The organism is Telmatospirillum siberiense, from assembly GCF_002845745.1.
In the GTDB taxonomy this organism is placed as follows: Bacteria; Pseudomonadota; Alphaproteobacteria; order Rhodospirillales; family Magnetospirillaceae; genus Telmatospirillum; species Telmatospirillum siberiense.
The window spans coordinates 62217-87181 of record NZ_PIUM01000029.1 but is presented as its reverse complement, the minus strand read 5'-3'; the positions used below and the strand labels follow the sequence as shown (position 1 = coordinate 87181).

Annotated in this window: 22 protein-coding genes and 1 riboswitch; of the genes, 6 read left to right on the top strand and 16 right to left on the bottom strand. The window is 64.6% G+C overall.

From position 1 onward, the window contains the following. Positions 1-183 precede the first annotated feature (183 nt). On the bottom strand, positions 184-1032 hold the full coding sequence (locus CWS72_RS20915; RefSeq protein ID WP_101252579.1) for a fumarylacetoacetate hydrolase family protein: 849 nt from the start codon (positions 1030-1032) through the stop codon (positions 184-186). Between the two features lie 358 nt (positions 1033-1390). On the opposite strand from CWS72_RS20915, the gene CWS72_RS20910 reads away from it, so the two are divergent. Next, complete coding sequence (locus CWS72_RS20910; RefSeq protein ID WP_199175851.1) at positions 1391-2419, top strand: ABC transporter substrate-binding protein; 1029 nt, start codon at positions 1391-1393, stop codon at positions 2417-2419. 58 nt (positions 2420-2477) lie between these two features. On the opposite strand, the gene CWS72_RS20905 is transcribed toward CWS72_RS20910, so the two are convergent. The 4 genes from CWS72_RS20905 to CWS72_RS20890 form a co-directional block, all read right to left on the bottom strand. Further along, the gene (locus CWS72_RS20905) at positions 2478-3890 is read right to left on the bottom strand and encodes a sensor histidine kinase (RefSeq protein WP_199175849.1); all 1413 of its coding nucleotides are present in this window, start codon (positions 3888-3890) and stop codon (positions 2478-2480) included. Then, entirely contained in the window at positions 3856-4536 is a 681-nt protein-coding gene (locus tag CWS72_RS20900) for a response regulator (RefSeq protein ID WP_101252576.1), read from the bottom strand. The genes CWS72_RS20905 and CWS72_RS20900 overlap by 35 nt, the downstream gene beginning before the upstream one ends. A gap of 51 nt (positions 4537-4587) precedes the next feature. After that, positions 4588-5004 carry a bacteriohemerythrin gene (locus tag CWS72_RS20895; RefSeq protein WP_101252575.1) on the bottom strand — a complete coding sequence of 139 codons (417 nt, stop codon included), beginning with the start codon at positions 5002-5004 and terminating at the stop codon, positions 4588-4590. 102 nt (positions 5005-5106) lie between these two features. Beyond that, complete coding sequence (locus CWS72_RS20890; protein ID WP_101252574.1) at positions 5107-6483, bottom strand: 2-hydroxycarboxylate transporter family protein; 1377 nt, start codon at positions 6481-6483, stop codon at positions 5107-5109. A gap of 478 nt (positions 6484-6961) precedes the next feature. Between CWS72_RS20890 and CWS72_RS20885 the strand changes: the two genes are divergently transcribed. Beyond that, entirely contained in the window at positions 6962-7684 is a 723-nt protein-coding gene (locus CWS72_RS20885; protein ID WP_101252591.1) for a DUF554 domain-containing protein, read from the top strand. Positions 7685-7714: 30 nt separating this feature from the next. After that, positions 7715-8155, top strand: coding sequence for a PNPOx family protein (locus tag CWS72_RS20880; RefSeq protein WP_101252573.1), 441 nt, complete (start codon positions 7715-7717; stop codon positions 8153-8155). A gap of 282 nt (positions 8156-8437) precedes the next feature. Here CWS72_RS20880 and CWS72_RS20875 read toward each other — a convergent pair whose 3' ends face one another. After that, positions 8438-10531, bottom strand: a complete 2094-nt coding sequence (locus CWS72_RS20875; protein WP_101252572.1) for a methyl-accepting chemotaxis protein — start codon at positions 10529-10531, stop codon at positions 8438-8440. Positions 10532-10804: 273 nt separating this feature from the next. Here CWS72_RS20875 and CWS72_RS20870 point away from each other — a divergent pair, with 273 nt between their 5' ends. Continuing rightward, the gene (locus CWS72_RS20870) at positions 10805-11563 is read left to right on the top strand and encodes an SDR family oxidoreductase (protein WP_101252571.1); all 759 of its coding nucleotides are present in this window, start codon (positions 10805-10807) and stop codon (positions 11561-11563) included. Positions 11564-11578: 15 nt separating this feature from the next. Here CWS72_RS20870 and CWS72_RS20865 read toward each other — a convergent pair whose 3' ends face one another. Then, positions 11579-13969: a penicillin acylase family protein gene (locus CWS72_RS20865; protein ID WP_101252570.1), complete on the bottom strand. Its 2391-nt coding sequence runs from the start codon at positions 13967-13969 to the stop codon at positions 11579-11581. Positions 13970-14052: 83 nt separating this feature from the next. After that, a complete protein-coding gene (locus CWS72_RS20860) occupies positions 14053-14295 on the bottom strand; it encodes a YecH family metal-binding protein (protein WP_101252569.1) in 243 nt (80 codons plus the stop codon). Between the two features lie 303 nt (positions 14296-14598). Then, positions 14599-14707, top strand: a riboswitch (SAM-I-IV-variant riboswitch). Positions 14708-14761: 54 nt separating this feature from the next. On the opposite strand from CWS72_RS20860, the gene CWS72_RS20855 reads away from it, so the two are divergent. Beyond that, positions 14762-15808, top strand: a complete 1047-nt coding sequence (locus tag CWS72_RS20855) for a threonine aldolase family protein (RefSeq protein ID WP_101252568.1) — start codon at positions 14762-14764, stop codon at positions 15806-15808. Between the two features lie 49 nt (positions 15809-15857). On the opposite strand, the gene CWS72_RS20850 is transcribed toward CWS72_RS20855, so the two are convergent. Beyond that, positions 15858-16445 carry an NAD(P)H-dependent oxidoreductase gene (locus CWS72_RS20850; protein ID WP_101252590.1) on the bottom strand — a complete coding sequence of 196 codons (588 nt, stop codon included), beginning with the start codon at positions 16443-16445 and terminating at the stop codon, positions 15858-15860. A gap of 229 nt (positions 16446-16674) precedes the next feature. On the opposite strand from CWS72_RS20850, the gene CWS72_RS20845 reads away from it, so the two are divergent. After that, positions 16675-16878, top strand: coding sequence for a YbdD/YjiX family protein (locus CWS72_RS20845; protein ID WP_101252589.1), 204 nt, complete (start codon positions 16675-16677; stop codon positions 16876-16878). An 83-nt stretch (positions 16879-16961) separates the two neighbouring features. On the opposite strand, the gene CWS72_RS20840 is transcribed toward CWS72_RS20845, so the two are convergent. The 7 genes from CWS72_RS20840 to CWS72_RS20810 all read right to left on the bottom strand — a co-directional run bounded on the left by CWS72_RS20840 (position 16962) and on the right by CWS72_RS20810 (position 24950). Next, a complete protein-coding gene (locus CWS72_RS20840) occupies positions 16962-17450 on the bottom strand; it encodes an iron-sulfur cluster assembly scaffold protein (RefSeq protein ID WP_101252567.1) in 489 nt (162 codons plus the stop codon). Next, the gene (locus CWS72_RS20835; RefSeq protein ID WP_241911830.1) at positions 17447-18679 is read right to left on the bottom strand and encodes an aminotransferase class V-fold PLP-dependent enzyme; all 1233 of its coding nucleotides are present in this window, start codon (positions 18677-18679) and stop codon (positions 17447-17449) included. The genes CWS72_RS20840 and CWS72_RS20835 overlap by 4 nt, the downstream gene beginning before the upstream one ends. A 176-nt stretch (positions 18680-18855) precedes the next feature. Then, the gene (locus CWS72_RS20830) at positions 18856-19458 is read right to left on the bottom strand and encodes a nucleotidyltransferase family protein (protein WP_101252566.1); all 603 of its coding nucleotides are present in this window, start codon (positions 19456-19458) and stop codon (positions 18856-18858) included. Further along, the gene (locus CWS72_RS20825) at positions 19455-20162 is read right to left on the bottom strand and encodes an XdhC family protein (RefSeq protein WP_101252565.1); all 708 of its coding nucleotides are present in this window, start codon (positions 20160-20162) and stop codon (positions 19455-19457) included. The genes CWS72_RS20830 and CWS72_RS20825 overlap by 4 nt, the downstream gene beginning before the upstream one ends. Then, a complete protein-coding gene (locus tag CWS72_RS20820; RefSeq protein ID WP_101252564.1) occupies positions 20159-20518 on the bottom strand; it encodes an XdhC family protein in 360 nt (119 codons plus the stop codon). Before CWS72_RS20820 ends, CWS72_RS20825 begins: the two co-directional genes overlap by 4 nt. 11 nt (positions 20519-20529) lie before the next feature. After that, the gene (gene gltA, locus CWS72_RS20815) at positions 20530-23505 is read right to left on the bottom strand and encodes an NADPH-dependent glutamate synthase (protein ID WP_101252563.1); all 2976 of its coding nucleotides are present in this window, start codon (positions 23503-23505) and stop codon (positions 20530-20532) included. Positions 23506-24032: 527 nt separating this feature from the next. Further along, positions 24033-24950: a metal ABC transporter substrate-binding protein gene (locus tag CWS72_RS20810; protein ID WP_101252562.1), complete on the bottom strand. Its 918-nt coding sequence runs from the start codon at positions 24948-24950 to the stop codon at positions 24033-24035. Between the last annotated feature and the right edge of the window lie 15 nt (positions 24951-24965).

The window sequence follows — 24965 nt, the reverse complement described above, 5'->3', positions numbered from 1 at the left end:
TCGATCCCATCCTCGTAATCCAGGCCGCTCTTGCGCAAAAGCGTCTGGATCTCCCCGCGAAGCGAAACCTCGCTCGACGGGTCTACAGGGTAAAAATCGAAATCGTCGAACACGGGACGGGTGTCCTTGATCAAAGAATGGGGGCGGGCGGCATTCGCGCCTTCCCGCCCGCGCGGAGGTCCGTCAGGCGACCGCGGCGTCCCGAAGGATGACGTTCCTCAGCCGGCCGATCCGCTCGATTTCCACCTCGATCAGATCGCCTTCCTTGAGAAAGAGCGGCGGGGTGCGCTTCTTGCCGACGCCGCCGGGCGAGCCGGTGATGATCACGTCGCCAGGGGAAAGCGCGCTGAAGGTGCTGATATATTCGATCAGTTCGGGGATCCGGTGAACCATGTTGGCGGTATTGTCGTCCTGCACCATCTGGCCGTTGAGGAAGGTCCGGATGAACAAGGTGTGGGGATCGGGGATCTCGTCGGTGGTGACCAGCCAGGGACCGAAGGCGCCGGTCTGGCGCCAGTTTTTGCCGGCGGTGAACCAGCTATGCTGCCAATCGCGCACGGACCCGTCCATGTAGCAGCTATAGCCGGCGACATGCTCGTAGGCCTGTGCGGCAGGGATGCCCAGTCCGGCCTTGCCGATGATCACCGCCAATTCGCCTTCGTAATCGAATTCGTCGGTGTGGCGGGGCTTCAGGACCGGGCAGGCATGACCGGTCTGCGAATCGGGGAAACGGATGAACAGGGTGGGGGCGTTGTTGGTTTCGCCGAATTCCTGACGTTTTTCGGCGTAATTCATGCCGACGCAGAAAATCTTGTTGGGCTGTTCGATGGTCGGCAGAAAGACCAGATCCTGCTCCCGGTAGTCGGGCGCGTTCTTCTCGAATTTGGCCGCCTCGGCAAGGCCGCCGTTGGACAAAAGAGTTTTGATATCGGGGAATCGTTCTCTCAAATGCCGGCCGACATCAACGATGCCATGGGCCGTATGGAGGCCATAGCTCTTTTGTTTTCCGGTGGCAAAACTTACCAGCTTCATGATCGCCTCTTAAGAAAAATCACCCTTGCGGCCGTTGCCGGGTCCCTCGCGGAGAGCGGGCCGGTCGCCATCTTTCCGGGAGGGGATATTCGGCATGGCGATGGATTTTGAAGGAACTTTAAGTCCACCCGATTCGTTTTTATGAAGACGGCGGATCCGCCAGCTTCGCTTGTCGATTTTCCGAAAGGCTAGAGCGCCTCAGCTTTCATCTGGCTTTCATCCGGGGGATCCCGGTTCCGTTCATCGCTTCCCGAGGCGCTCTTCGCGCTGTATTCTCCCCGCCGATACCCTGATGCCGCTTGCGGAGATAAGCTGTGCCGCGCCGGGGAATGGGCCCATCCAGACGAAGGAGTTTCGTTTGTTCCCTCGCCTTTTGCGTGTCCTTGCGCTGATCGTTGCCGGCGGTCTGTCGATTGTGCCGGTGGAAGCCTCCACTCCCATCACCATCATCGTCAGTGGATTGGAAAAGCAGATCTATCTGCCGGCCATTCTGGCCGAGCGCCTGGGATATTTCGCCGACGAGGGGCTGGACGTCAGGCTGCTCAACGCCACGGCCGGGGTCGAGGCGCAAAACGAGCTTCTGACCGGGGCGGCCCAGGGGGTCGTGGGCTTCTACGACCATACGATCGCCCTTCAGGGGCGCGGCAATTACGTCGTCTCCCTCGTCCAGTTCGCCCGGGCGCCGGGCGAGGTGGAACTGGTGGCCGAACCCTTGGCCGAGCGGATCACCTCGGCCTCGCAGCTCAAGGGATTGCGTTTGGGCGTCGCCGGGTTGGGGTCGTCGACGGATTTCCTGACGCGCTACATCGCCCATTTGAATGGGCTGAAGTTCGGCGACTACCGGATGATTCCCTTCGAGGCGGGCAACCGTTTCATCGAGGCGATGAAACAAGGAAAGATCGATGCCGGGATGACGACGGAACCGACCGCCGGCCGTCTGCTGAAGACGACCGGGGCCAAGGTGCTGATCGACCTGCGCACGCCGGAATCGACCTGGGCGGTCATCGGCGGCTGTTACCCCGGCGCCGCGTTCTACGTTCGCGCCTCCTGGCTGTCGGCGCATAGGGAAGAGGCGGGGAAACTCGCCATGGCCTTCGTTCGGGCGATGCACTATATCGCCGCGCACGGCGCCGCCGAAATCGCCGATCAGTTGCCCAATGATTATTTCGAAGGCGACAAGCCGCTTTATGTCGAGCGTCTCTCCGAAAGCAAGGCGATGTTCACCGCCGACGGTCGGATGCCTTCCGGCTGTCCGGAAACCACCCTCAAGGTTCTGTCGTCCTTCAGCAAGGCCCTGCGGGAAAAGGAAATCGACTTGCGCCAGACCTACACCACCGAATTCGTCGACGCCGCCGAAAAAACCCTCGCCGCTTCCGAGAAGAACTGATGCCGGCGCCTCCTTGGTCTGACCTGTTCACCGGTATCGGCCGCCATCGGGGTGGGGATCACCCGCCGGAATTTTCCTCGACGGGCCCCGGGATTCTCACCTCGACGATCAATCCATGGCCGGTGGGGGGGGGGCGCAGGGTCACCTGTCCTTCGGCGGCGGCGACGACCTCGCGGACGATGGCGAGGCCCAGTCCGCTGCCCTCGCCGCCATTGGCCAGAACCCGGTAGAAGCGCTCGAAGACCCGGGGGGTCTCGTCGGGCGGAATGCCCGGGCCGTTGTCGGCCACGGTCAGGACGCACATTTCCGCCTGACGACCGATGCTGACCAGGACGGAGCCGCCAACCGGGGTGTAGCGCAGCGCGTTGTCGACCAGATTGACGATCATTTCCCGCAGCATGGTTTCATCACCGACGATGATCGTTTTTTCCTCGGCCTGTTCGAAGCCCAGATCGATTTCGCGGGACAGGGCGACGCCTGAGAATTCCTCAAGGACCAGCCGCGCCGTTTCGGCCAGATCGACGCGTTCGTGACGGGGGCGCCGGGCGCCGGGCTCGGCCCGCGACAGGGTCAAAAGCTGGTTGACCATATGGGCGAACTGACGGGCGCTGTTTTGCAATGCGCTCAGCGCCTCCTTGCGTTCGCCGGCGGCTTTCGCCCGTTCGGCGAAGGCCGCCTGGGTCATCAGCAGGGTCAGCGGCGTCTTGATCTGGTGGGCGGCGTTGGCGATGAAGCGTCGTTGCGCGTCCATCTGCGCGCGAACGCGCCGCTTGTATTCGTTCAAGGCCTCGACCAGCGGGCGGAGTTCGGTCTGCACGCTGGTCGTCGGCAAGGGGGCCAAGGCGTCGCGCTTGTCGTCCAAAACCGCGTCGCGCAGCCGCATGAGCGGCGCCAGGCCGCGGCTGAACCCGATCAGCACGAGGGCGGCGGCGACGGCCAGCAGGATCACCTGCTGTTCGATCGACCCGCGCAGCAGATCGATGATCAGCTCGTCATGGCTGTTCAGGGTCTGTCCGATCAGAACGGTGACCGGGCTTTCCTCCGGGGCGCCGATGATCGGATGGGTGAGAGCGACGAGATGCAGCGGCCGCTGGCGATAGGCGCCTTCGTAGAAAACCGGATGCGCGCCCGGCTCATGCGGATTCGGGGCCGGGACGTCGGGATAGCCGGCGAGCAGTTGACCGTTGCGCGTGCGCACGCTGTAGAAGACCAGATCGCCATGTCCGGTGTTGAACATCTCGATGGCGGCGGGAGGGATCTGGACGTCGATGACCCCGTCGATCACCGAAATTTCCTCGGCGATGGTGGTCGCCGAGGCCAGCAGGGTGCGGTCGGTGACCATGTCGGCCGTGTTGCTGGCGGCCAGATAGCTGCTGAAGACATTGACGAGAACCACGCCGGCGAGCGGGGCCAGCAACCAGAACAGAAGATGGGTTCTAAGGCTCTCGATCTTCATTGCATTGAAGGGCATAGCCGAGGCCGCGCAACGTTTTGATCTGGACGCCGCTTCCCTCGATTTTCTTGCGCAATCTGTGGACATAAACCTCGATCGCACTCTGGTCGGCCTCATCATCGAAATCAAACACATTGTCGCAGATCTGCGATTTGCTGACCGTCTTGCCGGCCTTGTGGATGAGGAATTCGAGGACCGCGTGCTCGCGCGGGGTCAGGGTCAGGGTCTTGTCGCCGATCGAGAACTCGCGGGTTCTGAGATCGAACGTGATGTCGCCGTAACTGATGGTCGGTGTCGCCAGGTTGTTGGCGCGCCGCAACTGGACGCGGATGCGCGCCTCCAATTCGGCGATCTCGAAAGGTTTAGCCAGATAATCGTCGGCCCCCTCGTCGAGCCCGCTCACCCTGCCGCGGAGACTGGAGTTCGCCGTCAGGATGATGACCGGAACGGTGTTCTTGCGCTGGCGCAGCCGGCGCAGAACCTCCAATCCATCCATTTTGGGAAGGGAGAGGTCGAGGATGACCAGCGAAAACTCATGGACCCGGAGGGCGTGGTCGGCATCCTCGCCGTCATAGACGCAATCGACGGCGAAATTGTCGCTGCGCAGCAGCTTGGCAATCCAGTTCGCCAGTTCGACATTGTCCTCAACGAGCAAGATCCGCATGCGCCCTCGTCATTCCTCCACGGCAACCGCTCTTCCCGGCGCCGTCATGAGTTACTGGCCGCCGCCATCTCCGATGCGGCGATCCTGCCAGTCTTGCACATGCGGCACATAGGCGCGATCGATCTTCAGAATATGCTCCTCAAGCCATTGCTGCAAAAGAGCCCGCACTTCGCCGTTTTCCAGATTGGCGCGGGAGCGCAGGTCTTCGACCCGTTCCTCGAAGGCGCGATGGGCTTCGCGATGGGAGGGCAGATCGGCATAGCCCGAACGCTCCATCAACGATTCCTCGTGCGTGAAATGAAGGGCGATGTAATCGGCCAGTTCGTTGACGATCCGCCAGGCGGTGGGCAGGGCGTCAGCACGGCCCCTGGCGTCGTCGAGCCGGTTGATCATTTCGATGATGCGGCAATGCTCCGCATCCATCTCGGGGATACCCAGGAAATATTCCACGTTCCATACAAGCGTCATCGGCGTTCCTCAGGGGGTGGGGGATGTCATGGCGCTCCGCCGCCCGGGTTCAGGGGAGAGCCCCCGGGCGGCGTCGCCGGTTTTCCCTGGCAGAACCAGGGATCAGTGAAGGATTTTCATCAACATCAGGGCGATGGTCACCACGCTGGCGCCGCCCAGACGGGTGGCGATGGAGCAGAACGGCAGCAACTGCAGGCGGTTGGCCGCCGACAGAATGGCGACGTCGCCGGTTCCGCCCTGCGCGGCCGAGCAGGAGCAGACCACCGCCACGTCGATCGGGTACATCTTGATGCGTTTGGCGACGAAGAAGCCGGTCGCCATCAGCACCACCACCGTCGAGACGATGACGATGATGTTGAGCAGCGTGAAGGCCGAGGTCAGTTTTTCCCAAGGCGTGATCGAGGCGCCCACCGAGAACAGCAAGGGATAGGTGACCGAGGTCGCGAAGAACTTCGAGATGACCTGGCCGCCCTGCTGCAGTTGCGGCGACACCGCCTTGGTGGCCTTCATCAGGAAGGCGACGAACAGCATGGAAACCGGGGCCGGGAAGTCGAACAGCTTCTGGCCGAGGACGCCGATGAGATAAAGAGCGACCGCGGTGACGCCGGCGGCGCCGATGACGGCGGGATCGACCACGCCGCCGACGGCGGCCCTGATGTCGCCGATTTGCTCGCCATCCGCGGTGATGCGGCCATTGCCCGTCAGATCTGGCCTGCGCATGCCGAGATGGTTCAGCAGGCCCGAGAAGATGATGCAGCTCAGGCTGCCCATCATCACCATCGGCAGGATTTCGGCCAGGATGGCCCCTTGCTCGCCACCGGTGATCAGGGCATAGCCGATCGAGATCGGAATCACCCCTTCGCCGACGCCGCCGCCCATCATCGGGACGATGATATAGAAGAAGGTGTGGTAGGTGCCCAGGCCGAGCAGGGTCCCGACCAGGGTGCCGGCGCAGGCCGCGACCACCACGCCGCAGGCCAGCGGCACGAAGATCTTGACGATGCCCCGGATCAGGGCCTGCCGGTCCATCCCGACGATGCTGCCGACGATGATGCAGGCGATGTAGAGATAGAGGAAATTGCTGGCCTTGAAGAATTCCTTGGTCGAGACGACCACCGGATCGGGCAGCAGATGGGCATAGACCAGATAGGACGGCAGGAAGGTCGCGAAGATGGCCGCGGCGCCGAGATTTTTGATGATCGGCAGGCGTTTGCCGATTTCACCGCAGGTGAAGCCGCCCACCGCGAGAATGGCGATCGAGACGAGGATGTCGGAAGACAGCTTGCCGTTGCCGATATGGATGAAGGCGGCGAGGAGGGCGATCAGGACGAAATAGATCGGCAGAGGCACGATGCCGATCTTGAAGTCGAAGATCTTCCACCATCCATGCGGCCAGAATTTCTCTTTGGCCGGGCTTCCCGAGGAAGACAGGGCGATCTCCGGCATGGTTTCGGTTGAGGCATTGCTAGGTGTCGACATTTCCAATCTCCATTGGCGCTTTCTTTTTTAGTGCGGGACGCGCCGGAACAGCTCTGCCGGTCGCGTCTCGACACTCCGGATGCTCCGGACCGGCGTATCGATCGATTGAGGTTTTCGTGAGCGGGGCGGTGTTTCCTCGTTCTTGCGGTCTGCCCGTCTTCGCGGGCTATTTCCGTCATCCTACGAGGGCGAACCTGTCAGAAAGCTGTCAGTCCCGGTGGGCGAGGAGATATGCCTCGGAGACGTCGCTCCGGCGCGGGCAGGCGCAAAACGGGGGCATGCGGGGTATCCGTCAGTTCCGGAGCTTGCATCCCGACCATTTGGGGGTTAAGGGCTTTCGCCGGACCTGCTGGGATTGTCTTCCTTCCTGTCCGCTTTCCGGCAGGACTCTGCCTCGCGGGTGGCCAAGGCATATCGGCACGTCGAACGCGTCCGGTCGGCCGGGCGTATTTTTGCCATGCTGCCGCAGAGGAACTTTATGATCGGTCCCATCGTCAACGGCTCGTCCATCATCGTCGGAAGCATCGTCGGTGCTTTTCTGGGCGAACGGATCGCCGAAAGAATCCGCAGCGCTCTCCCCATGACCTTCGGCGCCGCCTCGATGGCGCTGGGTATTGCGCTCATCATCAAGATCAAGCTCATTCCCGCCGTGATCCTCGCCTTATTGCTGGGCTCTCTGATCGGCGAGATTCTTTCCCTGGAACGGACGATTCAACGGGTCTCCATCAAGGCGCGGGGGCTTATCGAAGCCGTGCTTCCGGCCCGCGAGACGACGCTCACGCAGGAGGAGTTCCTGGAGAAATTCGTGGCGCTGGTGGTTCTTTTTTGCGCCTCGGGAACCGGAATTTTCGGTTCGATGACGGAAGGGATGACCAACGACTCATCCCTGCTGATGGCCAAGGCGCTGCTGGATCTTTTCACATCGGCAATCTTCGCCACCACCTTGGGCTATTCGGTGGCAGTCATCGCCATTCCGCAGTGCGCCATCCAATTTTGTCTTCTGCTGGGCGCGCGGCAGATCCTTCCGTTCACCACGCCGGAGATGGTCGCCGATTTTTCCGCTTGCGGGGGCGTCATCATGTTCGCCACCGGTTTCCGGATCTGCGGCATCAAGCCTTTTCCCGTGGCTAATCTGCTGCCGGCACTACTCTTCGTGATGCCGATCTCGGCATTTTGGTCCAAATATATCGTCGGCGGGTGATGTTTGGGATTCTGGATGGCGGGAGTGGCGATGGACGATCTGGAACGCATCCTCGCGTATATCAAGGAAAATACCGTTCTCACCCTGTGCTCGGAGCGCGATTCGCAGCCATGGGCGGCCAATTGCTTTTATGGCTTCGAGCGGACGGCGATGGCCTTCCTCGTCATGACCGAGCTGGAGACCCGGCATGGTGGCGAAATGGCCGACAATCCCCATGTCGCCGGCACCATTTCCTCCCAGCGCCCGACGGTCGCCCGCCTGAGGGGGCTGCAATTCTCCGGCCGGGCCCTCCGCCTGGACGGTTCCGCCGAGGAGGCGGGGCGAAGCCTTTATTATCGCCGCTTTCCCTTTGCCCGCCTGCGTCCGGCGCCCCTGTGGTCGATCTCGGTCGACCTGTTCAAGATGACCGATAACCGCTTGGGATTCGGCACCAAGCTGCATTGGCGGCGCGGGGAGGCGGCGTCCCGGTAAACCCGTCAAATCCTCCATGCCTCGGTATTTAGGGCTTGTCGCGAAATGATCGCTCCAAGCCCTTAGGCTCTGGGCCGAAACAATCGCTCCAGAGCCTAAGGGTTTATATGATGCCTGCGCCTCCGGCTTCGGCCGGCTCATGCGCCGCTCGGGCTTCAGGGATTGGAGCGATAATTTCGCTCCAATCCCTTAGTTTCATATGACGCTTCCGCTCCGCTCCAGCGGGCTCAAGCGCCGCTCGGGCTTAAGGGCCTATTGATTCGATAATTTATCAACAGGCCCTTACGACGCAGCTTTCCGCTGCGCCCCCTGCACCTGCGAGATGAAGCTTTCGATGGATGTCCGCAGGCTTTGCTGCTCGCGGGTCAGGTCGGCGATCGAACGGGTGACGTCGTCGGCGATGTGCTGGATGCCATCGCTGGCTTGCGCGATCACCCCCATGCTGGTGGTGACGCCCTTGGTGCCGTCCGATGCCAGATGCGCATTGCGCGATATCTCCTCGGTTGCCGCACCCTGTTCCTCGACGGCGGCGGCGATGGCCGTCGTGGTCGAGTCGATGTCGTCGATGAACCGAAGAATATCCTGGATGGCGCCGACGACGGCTTCGGTCGAGGTCTGCACGTCGGAGATCTGGCGCGAGATATCCTCGGTGGCCTGGGCCGTCTGGTTGGCCAGGGTCTTGACCTCGCCGGCGACCACGGCGAATCCCTTGCCGGCGTCACCGGCCCGGGCCGCCTCGATGGTGGCGTTCAGGGCCAGAAGGTTGGTCTGCTGGGCGATCACATGGATGAAGGAGGCGACATCGCCGATGCGCCGGGTGGCGTCGCGCAGGCCGTCGACCGTCGTGCCGATGTTATGCGCCCGGGCCTGGGCCTGACGGGTTTGCGTAGCACCCGAGGCGGCGCTGGTGCTGACCTCGCGGATCGAGGCGGACAGTTCCTCGGTGGCCGAGGCGACGGTCTGCACATTGCCCGACATTTCGGTCGCCGCGTCGGCGACCGTCTTCGTCTGGCTATTGGTGGTGACCGTCTGCTCCAGCAGGGTTTCGGCGTTGTGCCGCAGGCGCTGCGCCTCCTGGTCGATGGCGGCCAGGGCTTGTGCTCCGGCCTGGGCGAAGACCTCGCAGGCTTCGTGGACCTTGGTGGTGCGGATATCGTCCTCCTCGCGGCGGCGGTCGGCTTCGCCGCGGAGGCGTTTGGCGTCCAACGCTCCCTTTCGCAGAAGCTCAAGGGCATTGCTCATGGCGCCGAATTCGTCAGGGCAGGGGGCTTGGGCGACGGGCACGTCGAGATGATCGGCCGACAGGCGGTCGACCGCTTCGGTCAGGCTGCGCAGCGGCGTCGAAAGCCGCCGGTGGACACTGACGGCCAACAGGGCGGCGCCGGCCACCGTCGCCGCCAGGACGCCCAGGCAAAGCGCCAGCATCCAGACGGCCTTGTCGCGCAGGCTGACGGCGCGGGCCGCCGATTCGTCGAGCGCGGTGAAGCCGATGGCCTGCAAATCGCCAAAAGGCCCATCGCAAAGTTGGGTCCACTCGGCGGGGGGAAGGATCGCCGTGCCCGAACCGTCGAGCCTCTTGACGATTTTGTCGACGGCTTCCTGGGTCGAGGTGACGTTCTGACGGCCTTTCGCCACCGACGCGGTCACCGTGGCGGCGACACCGGGGCGCGTCAGATAATCTTCGAGCGCTTTCGAGCGTTCCTCGTAGATGGCGCGCCGTGCCGCCATGGTTAGGGATTGGCTGACTTCCGGCGGCTTGCTGATGGCGATGTTGGGACGAAGGGTCGAGCATTGCGTGCCGAAGGCGTCGCGGATAGCCCAGGCGTCACGACGCACCTGGACCAGTTCCGCCAACACCGGATCGGTCAGTCGAACGGCGTTGCCCGAGGTGACCGAAGCCTTGTTCAACAGGGCGATCACCCGATAGACGGACTGGCGCCAGGGTTCGGTTTCGCGGACATCGCGCTGATCGCGCGGAAGGTCGGCCAAACGGGTCAGCAGGCTTTGCTTTTCCTTCATCGCGCGATGGGATTCATCGAGTTCGCGGCTGAAGTCTCCGGCCTGCGGCAGCTCGCTCTTGCCAAGGATATCGAGGGCTGCGCGCAGCGATTTCTCGGCCTCGTCCTGTACCTTGGCGATGCTCGCCATCGGCTGGTCGTTGGACAGGACCAGCGTCTGCACCTTGGCGACCTGTCCGCGCATGGTCATCGTCGATTCGAAAAGCGCGCGATCAAGCTGGGTCAGGCGCAATGTTTCCGAAGCATCCTCGTAGCGTTGCCAGGCGGTCCAGGCGGCGACCGTCAAGACCGTGACCAGGGTCAGGGTCAATATCCATTGGGCGAACAGTAGAAGACGTTCGATTGACGTGCGAAACATGGATCAGTCCCCTCTACCAATCCTGCGGAGAGAATGCAAGATTACGGCTTTTTGGACAAAGATGAATGGATTTTCAACGGTTCGGCATTATTTTGTAATTTATCATTGATTTATGATAAAAATATTTCTATCTGCGAGCCTATTTTGAGGCGTTCGCGGGGAACTCCCGGTTGGTATTTGGGCTTCCCGCTTCGATTTGGCGACGGTAGTGTTCTCGTGTTCGTGTAAACGAATTCATCGCCTCGTTCTTCCAAATCAGCCTGGGGAAGCCAAATGACACAATCATGTCGCGTCGCCGTCATTACCGGAGCCGGGTCGGGAATTGGCCGAAGTACGGCTCTGGCGCTGCTGGAGGAGGGATATGCCGTGGTTCTGGCCGGCCGGCGACGACCTCCTCTTGAGGAAACCCTGACTTTGGCGGGCCCTCACGGCGCGCGGGCCCTCGCGGTGCCGACCGACGTCAGCGATCCCGCCTCGGTCGACGTCTTGTTCCATGCCGCCGTCCAGTCATTCGGCCGGGTCGATCTTTTGTTCAACAATGCCGGCATCAACGTCCCCGCCGTTCCGATCGAGGAACTGAGCTTCGAGCAATGGAGCCAGGTGGTGTCGATCAACCTGACCGGATCGTTTCTTTGCGCGCAGGCGGCCTTTCGCGTCATGAAGCAGCAGACGCCGCAGGGCGGGCGGATCATCAACAACGGTTCGATCTCGGCCCACGCCCCGCGTCCGAACTCGGCGCCCTACACCGCGACCAAGCACGCCGTCACAGGGCTCACCAAATCGCTGTCGCTGGACGGCCGGCAATTCGGAATCGCCTGCGGCCAGATCGACATCGGCAATGCCGCGACCGCCATGGGCGGACGCATGGCCAAAGGGGTTCCCCAGGCCAATGGCGCGGTCGTTGCCGAACCGGTGATGGATGTGGGCGAGGCGGCCCGCGCCGTCGTCTACATGGCCAGCCTGCCGCCCGAGGCCAATGTCCAGTTCCTGACGGTGATGGCCACAAATATGCCCTTCGTAGGGCGCGGCTAAAACTGGCCGGAAACCTCAGGGGCGCGGCGAAAATGTCAGGCTGTGCCTGGGCACACCCGGCAGCAGGCTGCCGGGTGTGCCTTGCACCCAGGCGGCGTGTCCGGCCAGGAAATAGGGGCTGAGCGGATGGCCGCTCTCTCCGCCGGGCATGGAGAACAGCGCGCGGTCCTCATGTCCGGGAGACACCACCATCCGTTCCGATTGACCGAAGCTCGGCCCGGCGACGCGCGGCATATCGGCGTCTCCCGGCAGGAGGTCGGCCGGCGCCGCCAGCCAGCGGGCCAGTGCGGGCATGAGTCTGACGAAGGGGTGCGTGATCCTCGCTCGGTTGCGCGCCCCCCAACGGGCCTGGGCGAGGGGAAGCCCTTCCTTGGCCAGGGCGTCGATGGTGGCGTCGATGGCCGTCAATTGCAGCGCCTGCCAGTCGTCGGCGCCTTGGGGCAGCCAGCCCGGGGGCCGTTCATCGACAAGCCGGGCGAGGGCGTGAGCCCAGCGGGGGTTGGCGGTGCGGAACGATCCCGCCGACGGGCCGAACTCGTGGCTCAAGGTTTCATCCAGGCTGCCGAAGACCTGCTGGTAGAGTTTCCCCAGGAAATCGTGGACGAGACGATAGCCGACGGACTCCGTATCGGCCCGGAGGTCCCGGTCTGCCAGCAGCAGCCGGCGGAATTCCGCCCGTCCGGGATGATCGGCGACGGCCTGATCGGTCAGCGCGGCCAAGGCCCGGTCGCGCCAAGGGGCCAGGAACAGCGCACGGTCGTCGAGGCCGATAGCATAAAGTCCCGCCTCGTCGGTCCTGCCGAGGCGGGTAAGGTCGTCGCGGATCTGCCGGGCGCGCCCTCCGATGTCGGTGCCCCCGTCACCCAGTCGCTGGTAGGCCGGACCGGCCAGTTGCCGGGCATTGGCGGTCCAGATCTGTCCGTCGGGCGGGTCGACCACCCTTGGATGGTCGGCGGCGCTTTGGTGGCGCTGCCAGCCCAGGCCGGCCTCGGTTGAGGAATAGGCGAATCCTTCCGCCGGCCGCCAATGCCGGCCGGGGAGCGGGCCGGCGATGGTCCAGCCGACGTGCCCCGCCTTATCGCCGGCCACCATGTTCTGCGCCGGCATTCCCGCCCGGCTGGCGGCGTCCAGCAAAGTGGTCAGATCGAGGGCGCGCTCGAAGGCCATCATGCCGAGGTCGATGGCCCCGGGATCATGGGCGATCCAGCGCATGGCATAGGATTTGCCGCCGATGGCCCACAGTGGTCCCAGCGGTGTTTCGAAGACGGGCAGGATCTCTTCCGCGCCGCCCTTCACCGCGATTTTCTCCTCGATCCTTTCGATCGACGCCCAGCTGCCATCTTCCGTCCGATAACGGGGTGCGCCGCCGGGGTCGGTCCGCAGTTCGACGAGGTCGAAATAATCGCCGTAACTGTTGGTGAAGCCCCAGGCGACATGGCCGTTGCTGCCGGCGATCAGGGCGGGCAGGCCGGGCAGCGTCACCCCGGCCAGTCGGCTTTGTCCACCGGTGCCGTCGCCGAAGACCAGGAGGGCGCGGTACCAGGTGTTGGGCAATTGCAGTCCCAGATGCATGTCATCGGCGACGATGGCGCCGCCGTGTCCGCTGCGCTCGCCGGCCACAGCCCAATTGTTGCTGCCCACCGCGTCGTCGATGCCGGGGATGTCGGCGGCGGCGCGGCGAACCGGGCGCCCATACCAGTCGGGAGCGACCGGCGGAACGGGGGGCGGCGGTTCGTCGATTGCCGGCGCGTCGAGGGGGGCGTCCCAGGGGCTCGACGTCGGCAGCAGGAAGGCCACCTGTTCCGGCGTGGCATGCGCCCTGAGCCAGGCGCGGCTCAGGTCCCGCCCGAAATTGCCCTGTAATTCGAAATACATGGCCCAGCCGACCAGCAGGGAATCCTCTGGGGTCCAGGGGGCCGGCGCGGTGAGCAGTAGGGCATATTCGAACGGTCTGGCGCGCAAAGCGGCCAAGCCATCGTTCACTCCGGCGGCGTAGCGTTCCAGCAGTACCCGGTCGTCCACCGGCAGACTGGCCAGGACCGCTCCGGCCCGCGACCGGAAGCGGTGGGGCCGGCGGCTGCGATCGATGGGCAGGGCGGCCGGGCCGAACAGCGCGGCCAGTTCGCCCCCCGCCGAACGGCGCAGCAGATCCATCTGAAAAAAGCGGTCCTGGGCGTGCAGATAGCCGGTCGCATAGGCGAGATCGGCCCGGTTTCCCGCGCTGATGGTCGGCACGCCCAGATCATCGCGGGTGACGCTGACCGGTTCGGCCAACCCGGCGGCTTCCATGCGTCCGTCGAGCTGGGCCAGACTGCCTTCCAGGAACAGCCATATCCCGCCCAGCGCCAGGAAAATGACCACCGGCAGCAGGAGGAGGAAGCGTGTCAACCATCGCCGAATCCGCATGGGGCGCTTCCCTTCAGCCAAGCTTGGGCGGTCAGCCTAACCGGGAAGGGGGCGATCAACAAGATCGGGCGACGGGTGCCTTGTCAGTGAGAGCAGATCTTCTCCGCGCTGGTGTTGAAGCCCGATTCCAGCGGCACGAACTTTCCCCGCTCCGTCAAAAACTCGACCAGACGCCTTGCGTCCATCCCTTCGGCCGAGCAAGTGTGGAACCTCGCATCCGCGCCGAAACGCTCTTCGATCGCCGCCACCAATGCCTCGACGGATGGAAATCCCTCCGCCGCCTCCAGCATCATGTGCAAAACTTCATGTCCGTGGATCGACGCCATCTAAAAAACCTCGTGAAAGAAACCCGTCCCCGCGGTACGACCGCCTCTCGGCCGCGCGGAGGCCTGCTGAATGACGTAAAGCCGGTTCCGGAATCAAGAATAAACTTTCAAGCTTGTGGCGCGTTTCATCTGAAATGAAAGGTGTCATCCAGCTCATGCGCGGTTTGAAGCCGGTCGGTCCCATCTGTGTTCATCTGTGTTCATCGGTTCTGATCTGTGTTTCCTTATGATCGCTTGCGGCGGATCATCCCGGGGGTAATAGGGCCGTTTTCTTGCCAAACCGGTGGCTTCCCGCTATCGTCGGAGTCGCATCAAGAGTTGAGCTGACGCTCAACGCCAACCTGCTCCCGGGCAAGGTGGCGTCCCCGATCTGCGGGGAGATGTGGCCGATCCGGCAACAAACGGGATGAAGCCGCGCGTCAGTTCTCTCCAGTGCCGCAAACTGACAGACGGAGAGCCTTCCATCATGACCGTTCCTTCCCAGCAGTTCGCCAGCGACAACTATGCGGGGGTTTGTCCCGAGGCCTGGGCCGCCATGGCCGAGGCGAATCACGGCCATGCGGTGGCCTATGGCGATGACGAATGGACCGGTCGGGCCTCGGATGCCTTCAGGTCTCTGTTCGAGACGGACTGCGAGGTGTTCTTCGTCTTCAACGGCACGGCGGCGAACTCGTTGGCGCTGTCGGCACTGTGTCAGTCCTATCACAGCGTCATCTGCTCGGCCGCGGCCCATGTCGAAACCGACGAATGCGGCGCTCCGGAGTTCTTTTCCAATGGCTCGAAGCTTCTGGCGGCCCCGTCGCCCGACGGCAAGCTGACCGCCGGGGCCATCCGGACGCTGGCCGTCGCCCGTCAGGACATCCACTATCCCAAGCCCCGCGTGGCGAGCGTCACCCAATCGACGGAGACGGGCCGGATCTACCGGCCGGAGGAGCTGCTGGCGATTTCCGAGACCTGCCGCGCGCATGGCCTCAGCCTGCACATGGACGGCGCCCGCTTCGCCAACGCCTGCGCCGGCCTGGGCTGCAGCCCGGCGGACCTGTCCTGGCGGGCCGGGGTCGACGTGCTGTGTTTCGGCGGCACCAAGAACGGGATGGCCGTGGGCGAGGCGATCCTGTTCTTTAATCGTCCCCAGGCCGAGGATTTCGACTACCGTTGCAAACAGGCCGGACAACTGGCCTCGAAGATGCGCTTTTTGTCGGCGCCCTGGGTCGGTCTGCTGGAAACGGGCGCCTGGCTGAGAAACGCCGCCCATGCCAATGCCTGCGCCCGTCTCTTCGCGGATCGGATTTCCGGCCTGCCGGGACTGGAATTCGCCTTCCCGGTGGAAGCCAACGCGGTGTTTCTGAACCTTTCAGACACCGCCATGGCGGCCTTGAGGCAAAAGGGCTGGCGTTTCTATACCTTCATCGGAGGCTGCGCCCGCTTCATGTTCGCCTGGGACGCCGATCCCGGTCAGGTGGATGCGCTTGCCGGCGACCTGAGCGCCATCCTGGAGGCGGAGGCCGGGTGAGCGATCTCGCTCAACCGATTGTCCCGACCGGGGGATGCCGGCGAAGAAATCAGCCGATCGCCTCGCGCGTCAGGCGTGCGGCTTCGGACAGCCACTCGGCGCGCTGTTCAGGCGTGCTGAGAATGACCGATTCGAAATTGCGGCGCTCGGTGGGGATGCCCAAGGCTCCCCAGACGCAGCGTTTCCAATAATTGTCGAGCGGATCGCCATAAAGCGCCAGTTCGGCGGCTTGCGGGGTATTGGACGTGGTGAAGACCAGTGCCTTGCGGGCCTTGAGTTGGGAAACCATGATCCCTTCGCCCTTGTCATTGGTGCCGAACCGGTAGGTTTCGCCGACCCGCAGCACGCGATCGAGCCATCCCTTGAGGATCGCCGGGGCCTGTCCCCACCAGTTGGGGTGGATCACCACCACCGCATCTGCATTCTTCAGGCGTGCGATTTCGGCGGCAAGACGCGGAGGGGCTTCAAAGTCTCGCTTCATTTCGTCGGGCGTGAAGAGCGGATCGAAGCCTTCGTCATAAAGGTCGCACAAGTCGACGGCGTGGCCCGACGCCTCCAGCGTCGCCCCGACGGTGGAGGCGATGGCGTGATTGAAGCTGTCTGTCCGAGGGTGGGCTAAAACAACGAGAACGCGCATGGTGATCAATCCCGACAAGAAACGTGAGCGTTGGATGTCCCGTTAACACTTGCACAGCCTTTCGTCCAGACCGGCAAGGCGGGAAACCGCTGCCTGAGGTGTCGCGCGGGGATCGTGCCTCTTCCCTGTGTCGCCGCTTGTTCCCGCCCAGGGCCATTCCCATCATCTTATCCATCTGCGTTATCCCCTCTGCCGATCGGCAGAGATGGTTCCGGCGCGAAGGACGGCCATGATGGACGTGAAAACCCTGTTGTTCCGGCTGAAGGAAACCTGCCTGCTGATGGTGGGGATTCCCAGTTATGACCGCTATGTGGAGCATATGAGGACCCACCACCCCGATCGTCCGGTGATGACGGCCGAGGAATTCTTCTGGGATCGTCAGAAGAGCCGCTATACCGCCGGCAAGGGCAGAATGCGCGGCGGCTGTTCGTGATTGCTGGAGGGGCGCCCACATAGACGCCCGGATAAGAAAAACATCCCCTCTCCCGCAAAGCGGGCGAGGGTTTATCTTAGCGCCTATGAGGGCGCCCCGGCGACCGGGTCGTTTCTTCCTAATCCCCGCTGTCGCGCGGCCTCTGCCAGGGCCTTTTCGGTGGCGCGGAAGGGCAGCAGGACGCAGTCGTGGCGGGACTTGTGGCGGTGCACCGGGCGGAAGGCCTCGAAATCGGTGAAGGTGGGCTGGGCGGCGAAGGTGTCTCCGGTGGTTTCCGGGTCGCGCAGCAGATGTTCGAGGGCGCGGCGGGCCTCGGCGATCCGCTCCGGCGCCAGGCCCTGCGCGGCCTCGGCCAGCGCGCTGGCCGAGGCCCGGCAGAGCAGGCATCCGCGGATTTCGTGGGCAAGGGCGGCGATGGTGCCGTCTTCCGCCAGCGCGACCGACACGCTGGCCCGGTCTCCGCACAGCGGATTGTCGATCACCGCCCGGCCCTGCGGCTCGGCCAGCGGGCCGGCGCCATGCGCCACCTGGGCCAGGGCCTTGATCTTCGCGTGATAAATGTCGTCGCTCATGCCAGCACCTTGATCGCATGGGTAAGGCCGCTCAGCAAAGCGGCCACGTCGGCCTCGTCGTTGTAAAGGGCCAGGCTGGCGCGCACCACGCCCGGCAGATCGAGATCGTTCATCAAGGGCTGGGCGCACAGTGCCCCGCCGCGCAAGGCGACGCCGCGTCCGCCGAGGATCTGGCAGATGTCGTGCGGATGGGCTCCGGCGACGGTGAAGGAGACCACCGGCAACCGCCGCTCCATGTCGCGCGGTCCGACGATGGTCACCCCCGGAAAAGAGGCGAGGCCGTCCAGCAGGTCTTCGGTCAGGCGGCGCTCGTGGGCGGCGATGTCGTGATGGTCGAACTCGTCGAGCCAGGTCAGGGCCGCGGCCAGGCCGATGGCCTGGGTGACCGGCGGCGTTCCCGCCTCGAAACGCTGCGGCGTGTCGAGAAAGACCGGCTCGTCGCCGTCGAAGCCGGCGATCATGCCGCCGCCGCCCATGGGCGGGGGAAGGGCGGAGAGCAGCTCGCGCCGGCCCCAGAGAACGCCGATGCCGGTGGGGGCGAAGACCTTGTGGCCGGAAAAGCAGTAGAAGTCGACCCCCAGCTTCGGCAGGTCGACCGATCCGTGAGGCAGCATCTGGGCCCCGTCCAGCAGCACCTTGGCCCCCACCGCCCTGGCCGCGGCGACCAGCGGCGCCACGGCGGTCACCGCGCCGGTGACGTTGGAGGCATGGGTGACGGCGACCAGGCGGCAGCGCGGCCCGATGATGTCGGGCGCCTTGCCGACATCCAGCCGGCCGTCGGCGGTCACCGGCAGGAAGCGCAGGCGGACGCCGCGGTTCTTGGCCAGCAGCAGCCATGGGACCAGGTTGCTGTGATGGTCGAGGCGGGAAACCACGATCTCGTCGTCGGGGCCCAGTCCGGCGCCGAAGGCCTGGGCCAGCAGATTGACCGACGCGGTGGCGCCCGAGGTGAAGACGATCTCTGTGGGGTCGGCGACGTGCAGATGACGCGCGATGGTCGTCCGGGCGGCGTCATAGGCCCGGTCGGCGCGCTCGGCCAGGGGATGCAGGCCGCGATGCACATTGGCCCGCGACAGGCTGTCATGGGCCACCAGCGCCTCGATCACCGGGCGCGGCATCTGCGCCATCGCCGCATTGTCGAGATAATGCAGGGGCAGGCCGCCGGGGCGGCCGGCGAACACCGGAAACTGACGGCGGATGGTCCGGGCGTCGAAGGTCATGACGGTCATGGCGTTCCTCCCGTGACGGGGCCGGCCTGGGACTTTTGTCCCTGGCCCTTAGGGCTTGTCGCGAAATTATCGCTCCAAACCCTAAGATTCCATATGACGCCTGCGCTCCGCTACGGCGGGCTCAAGCGCCGCTCGGGCTTAAGGGCCCGTTGATTCAATAATTTATCAACAGGCCCTTAGATATCATGCGCCACGAGCCGGGCAAAGGCGTCCGGGGTGTCGACGTCCTCGAGAACGGCATCGTCGGGCAGTTCCACCAGACGGACGCAGCCGGCATGCTTATCCATCAGCGAGCGGGCGCCGCGGTCACCCTCCAGCGTCATCATTTCGGCGAAATGCCGTCGTCCGAACAGCGCGGGATTGCCGCGTTTTCCCCCGAACACCGGAACGCAGATGGTGTGTCCCGCGCCGGGATCGAACGCCTCGGCGATGGCGCGCATGTGCAGGGCGTCCACCTTCGGCATGTCGCCCAGGCAGACAAGCACGGCATCGATGTCGTCGGGCAGGGCGGCGAGGCCGGCCTTCAGCGATGAGGACAGACCCTGCTCGAATAGCGGGTTATGGACCCAGGAGAGCGGCCGGCCGGACAACGCCGCGTGGACGGCTTCGGGATGATGGCCGGTGACCACGACGACCCGGGTGAAGCCGGCGGCCAGTGCCTGGTCGGCGGCGTGGGCGACCAGGGATTTTCCCGCCAATTCCAGCACCAGCTTGTTGGCGCCCATCCGGCTTGAACGGCCGGCGGCCAGCAGCAGGGCGGCAATGGCGGGCGCCGTCATCGCGGAACTCTTTGCCGGCCGTAACGGGCGCCGACGACTTCGGCCAGGACCGAGACGGCGATTTCGGCGGGGGCTCTGCCGCCCAGGTCGAGACCGATCGGCGCGGCGATCCGGGCGATGTCGGCGGGACCGAAGCCGGCGGCGGTCAACCGCTCGACCCGCTTGGCATGACTGCGGGCGCTGCCCAGGGCGCCGACGTAAAAGGCCGGCGAGCGAAGGGCGGCGAACAGGGCCGGATCGTCGATCTTCGGGTCGTGGGCCAGGGTGACGACGGCGGTCTGGCGGGTGGGGGGCGCCGTCTGTTCCATCACTTCGTCTGGCCAACCGACGATCAGATCGAGGCCGGGAAAGCGGTGCTCGGCGGCGAAGGCCCGGCGGGGGTCGATCAGCGTCACGTCGAAGCCGGCGAGGCGCGCCATCGGCGCCAGGAACTGGGCGATGTGCACGGCGCCGACCACCAACAGCGTCCAGGGGGCGGCATAGCTGCGGACGAACAGGATTTCGTCCAGCGGGCCGCTCACCGATTGATGCAGCATGCCGGCGATGGCCGCCGACTGTTCATCGGAAAGGGCCAACGTTCCCGGAAGGCCGCCCTTGCCGGGAACGAACAGCGCCTGGGCGCCGTCCCGCAAGTCGGTGACCAGGGCGACCGGCTCGCGCCGCCGGCGCAGCTCCTGCAATTCGCGGAACAGTTCATGCCTCATATCAGCGGCTCGACATAGATGCGGATGGCGCCGCCGCAGGCGAGGCCGACGTCCCAGGCTTCGGCGTCGCTGACGCCGAAATCGAGGGTGCGGGGCTTGCCCTCGGCGATGACCTCCTTCGCCTCGGTGATCACCGCCGCCTCGATGCAGCCGCCGGAGACCGAGCCCATGAAGTCGCCGCCGCTTTCCACCACCAGATGGCTGCCGGCCGGGCGGGGGCCCGAGCCCCAGGTGCGGACCACCGTGGCCAGGGCGACCTTCCTGCCCTCGCCCAGCCAAAGCGCGGCCTGGTCGAGTACCGCGTCGTCGTCATTGCCCTCCACCAGGGAGAACGGCAGGATATGCTCGTTGCTCATCGCCGTCTGGCTCACAAAAGGCCCGGCTTGCCGGCCCGCCAGCGTTCGTATTCGGTGGACAAGAGGGCGACATGCTCGCGTTCCTCGGCCGCCAGTTCGCGATAAAGCTGCCGTTCGGTCGAGTCCTCCGGCGCGCTGGCGCTGCGCTCTTCGTAGAATTCGACGGCGCGGCGCTCCAGTCCGATGGCGACGCGGAACAGATTGGCCGGATCACCGGGGCGGCTTTCCACGCCGGAATAGACGCTCAAGACCTCCTGGCGGATTTCCCGGGACGGTGCAGGGACGCTCGCGTGATAGCGCCGCGACAGGGTGGCCATATGCTCCTTTTCCATCTCGGCGAAGCGGCCGAACAGGGCCTTGAGCTGCGGCTCCTCCGATTGGGCGGCGGCCTGCAGATAGAAGGCCTGGCCGCCCAGTTCGATTTCGAAGGCGGTGCGGATGGCGGCCATGGTGGCGGCGTTCTCCTCCGTCCGGCCGGTCACGATGGACAGCTTGCCCCCGCAATGCGGGCAGGCGCCGTAGGGAAAGGCGAAGCCTTCGCTGACCTTGGCGCAATCGTCGCAGCGCCATTGCACCGTCTGATCGGCGCAGCAGATGTAGCTTTCGTCGCCTTCCAGCGGCTGATGGCATTTCGGACAGAGCATGGCGGACTTTCCTTCCGGAGCGGCGGGGAAGCTTCCCGGCACGAAGGCGTTGGCGTCGTCGATGGTGATCGGCCAGGTCTGCTTGCCGCCCTGCAGATAGGCGCCGATAGCCTTGGCGGCGCGGCGTCCGGCCCCCATGGCTAGGATGACCGTGGCGCCGCCGGTCACGATGTCGCCGCCGGCGAAGACGCCCGGCAGATTGGTCGCCTGGGTCTGCTCGTCGGCGACGATGTAGCCCCATTTGTTGAGGCTCAATCCCGGTGTCGACTGGCCGATGATGGGATTGGCGTTGGTGCCCAGCGCATAGATGACCGTGTCGCATTCCAGATCGACGAACTCGTCCAAGGGGACCGGCCGGCGGCGGCCCCTTTCGTCGGGTTCGCCCAGTTCCATCTTCTGCACCTTCATGCCGCGGACCTCGCCTTCCGCGTCGACGTTGATCTCCACCGGGGCATGCAGGAAGTAGAACTCGATGCCTTCTTCCTTGGCGTGGCGCAGTTCCTCGATACGGGCCGGCGCTTCCGCCTCGGAACGGCGGTAGACGCAGCGCACGGTCGGCGCGCCCAGCCGCTTGGCGACGCGCAGGCAGTCCATCGCCGTGTTGCCGGCGCCGATCACCACCACGCTCTTGCCCAGGCTGATCGGCGTGTCGAGATAGGGGAACTTGTCGCCGCCCATCAGATTGACGCGGGTCAGGAACTCGTTGGCCGAATAGACCCGCCCGGCGAATTCGCCGGGAATCCCCAGGAAGGAGGGGGCGCCGGCGCCGGCGGCGACGAAAACGGCGTCGAAGCCCTTTTCGCCGGTCAATTGCCCGACGGTGAAGGTCTTGCCGACCACCTTGTTGGTCTCGAACTTGACGCCGATGTCCTTCAGCCGTTGGACCTCGCGCTCGATGATGTCGCGCGGCAGGCGGAAGGAGGGAATGCCGTAGCGAAGCACGCCGCCCACCACATGCAGGGCCTCGTAGACGGTGACGTCGGCGCCGAAGCGCACCAGATCGGCGGCGGCGCCCAGGCCGCCGGGGCCGGAACCGACGATGGCCACCTTGCCCAGCTTGCCGGCGAAGGCCGGCGGGACGGCCTTGGGCGGGCGGGCATTGTCGCCGATGAAGCGTTCCAGGCGGCCGATGGCCACCGGCTCCATCTTGCGCCCGATGACGCATTGCGCCTCGCACTGCGATTCCTGGGGACAGACGCGGCCGCAGATCGAGGGGAAGATCGAGGATTCGTAGATCGTCTCCAGGGCGGCGGTGGTGTCCCTGACCAGCAGATGGCGGATGAAGCGCGGGATGTCGATGGCGACGGGGCAGCCGGAAATGCAGGTCGGCTTATGGCACTGGATGCAGCGCTCGGCCTCCTGATAGGCGTCGTCGATGGAATAGCCCAGATTGACTTCCTTGAAATTGGCGGCCCGCTCGTGAGGGTCGCGTTCCGGCATCTTGTGCTGATGGGGGGGCAGCTCGGACATCTTCTTGTAGGTCCGCTTGCCCTCGGTGAAGAGCTTCTTTTCAAGGTTGCAGACGTGGGCGAAGTCCTCGTTGGCCCGGGCCTCCTCGCTCTTGAAGCGTTTCTGGCGGGCGTGCAGTTCCTTGAAGTCGACCTGGTGCCCGTCGAAATCGGGGCCGTCGACGCAGGCGAATTTCACCTCGCCGCCCACCGTGACGCGGCATGATCCGCACATGCCGGTGCCGTCGACCATGATGGTGTTGAGCGAGACCATGGTCTTGACGCCGTAGGGCCGGGTGGTCTCGACGCAGGCCTGCATCATCGGCAACGGTCCGATGGCGATCACCAGGTCGGGCTTGTCGTTGTCGAGGACATCCTTCAGCGCCTGGGTGACGAATCCCGGACGGCCGTAGCTGCCGTCGTCGGTACAGAGAATCAACTGGTCGCTTTCGCGGGCGAACTTGTCTTCCCAGAACACCAGGTCCTTGTTGCGGAAACCCATGATGCTGGTGGTCCGGTTGCCGGCCGCCTTGAAGGCGCGAAGCTGCGGATAGACGGGGGCGACGCCCAGCCCGCCGCCGACCAGGACGACATGGCCGGCCTTCCCGATATGCTGGGGCAGGCCGAGGGGGCCCACGAAATCGTCGAAGCTCTCGCCTTCCTGGTAATTGTCGCGCATCTCGCGGGTGGTCTTGCCCAACGCCTGCACGACGATGGTGACCGTTCCCTTGTCGCGGTCGTAGTCGGCGACGGTCAGCGGGATGCGTTCGCCGCCCTCATAGAGGCGGGCCATGACGAAATGGCCGGGTTCGGCCGATTTGGCGACATCGGGGGCGAGAACCTCCCAGAGGAAGGACGTCTCGGAAAAAACTTCGCGGCGAACGATCGGATACATGGCTTTCTCGGAGGCTTGGGGGCGGAATTGTTTGGCCGGTACGTTAGCCTTCCGCCGCCTTGCCTTCAAGGAGCCTGTCGGTGTGTCCGGGGCAATCGGTGAACCGATTGCCTTAATATAAATTTTTGTCCCTCAGCCGGGCCTGGTTTTATCAGTGCAGCCCCCGCCTTGGATAAGCACGAGTGGCACCGGCAGGGACGTCCCTAGGCGCTCGGATTAAGAAAAATCTCCCCTCGCCCACGAAGTGGGAGAGGGAGGGGCCCGCGAAGCGGGAGGGTGAGGGTTTCCCCCGGTCTAGCTGCGCGAACCGGTGATTTATGCGATCAATCTCGGGACAAGTGATTGCCCTGAGGCCGATCCCTCTGTGGTGTGTAGGAATCCGTGTGAGTCGTTTGCCGCGCCGACGCGCGTACCCCTCACCCGCTCGCTTACGCTCGCCGCCCTCTCCCACAAGGGGCGAGGGCTTATGTTAGCGTCTATGGGCAGGGACGCCGGTGCCACTGAGGGATTACTTCCTCTTTTCCCGTTCAGTTCCTGCGCATGGCCTCGACCATGGCCGGGACATTGTTGCGGAACATCTTCAAATAGGTGTCGGCCGGACCGCCCTCCTTGGAAAGGGTGTCGGAATAGAGGGTGCCGCCGACCACCGCGCCGCTTTCCCGGGCCAGTTGCCGGATCAGCCGGGGGTCGCTCATCGATTCGATGAACAGGGCCTTGATGCCCTCCTTCTTGATCTGGCGGGTGAGCTGGCCCAGGCCGGCCGCCGTCGGCTCGCTTTCGGTGCTGAGGCCGACCGGCGCCAGGAAGGTGACCCCATAGGCGGCGCCGAAATAGCCGAAGGCGTCGTGCGAGGTGATGATCTTGCGCTTGGCCGACGGAATTTCGGCCATCTGCCGGCGGACCCAGGCGTCGAGGGCGGCGATCTCCCCGTCCAGTTTTCCGGCCCGTTCGGCATAGCCCGTCGCGCCGGCGGGATCGGCCTCGGCGAGGGCCTTGGCGATGTTGCGGACGTAAATCCGCCCGTTGGCCAGATTTTGCCAGGCGTGGGGGTCGGTGACGCGCTTGCCGTCCTTGGCGCCGTCCTCCTCCTCGACCATGGTCTGCGGCGCGATGCCGTCGGAGGCGACGAGGATCTTGCCGTGATATCCCGACGCCGCGATCAGGCGATCGATCCAGCCTTCCATGCCGAGACCGTTGACCACCACCAGATCGGCTCCGGCGATGGTCTTGGCGTCTTGCGGCGTCGGTTCGTAGACATGGGCGTCGCCGCCGGGGGCGACCAGGGTGGTGAGGGAAACCCCGTCGCCGCCGACGGTTTTCACCAGATCGCCGATGATGCTGAAGGTGGCGACGACTTTCAGCGGCGCGGCCGAGGCGGCGGAGGTCAACGCCAGCAGGATCATCGCGGCGGCGGCGGCGGATCGTCTCAACAGGCGGCCATTCATCGGTATCTCTTTCCT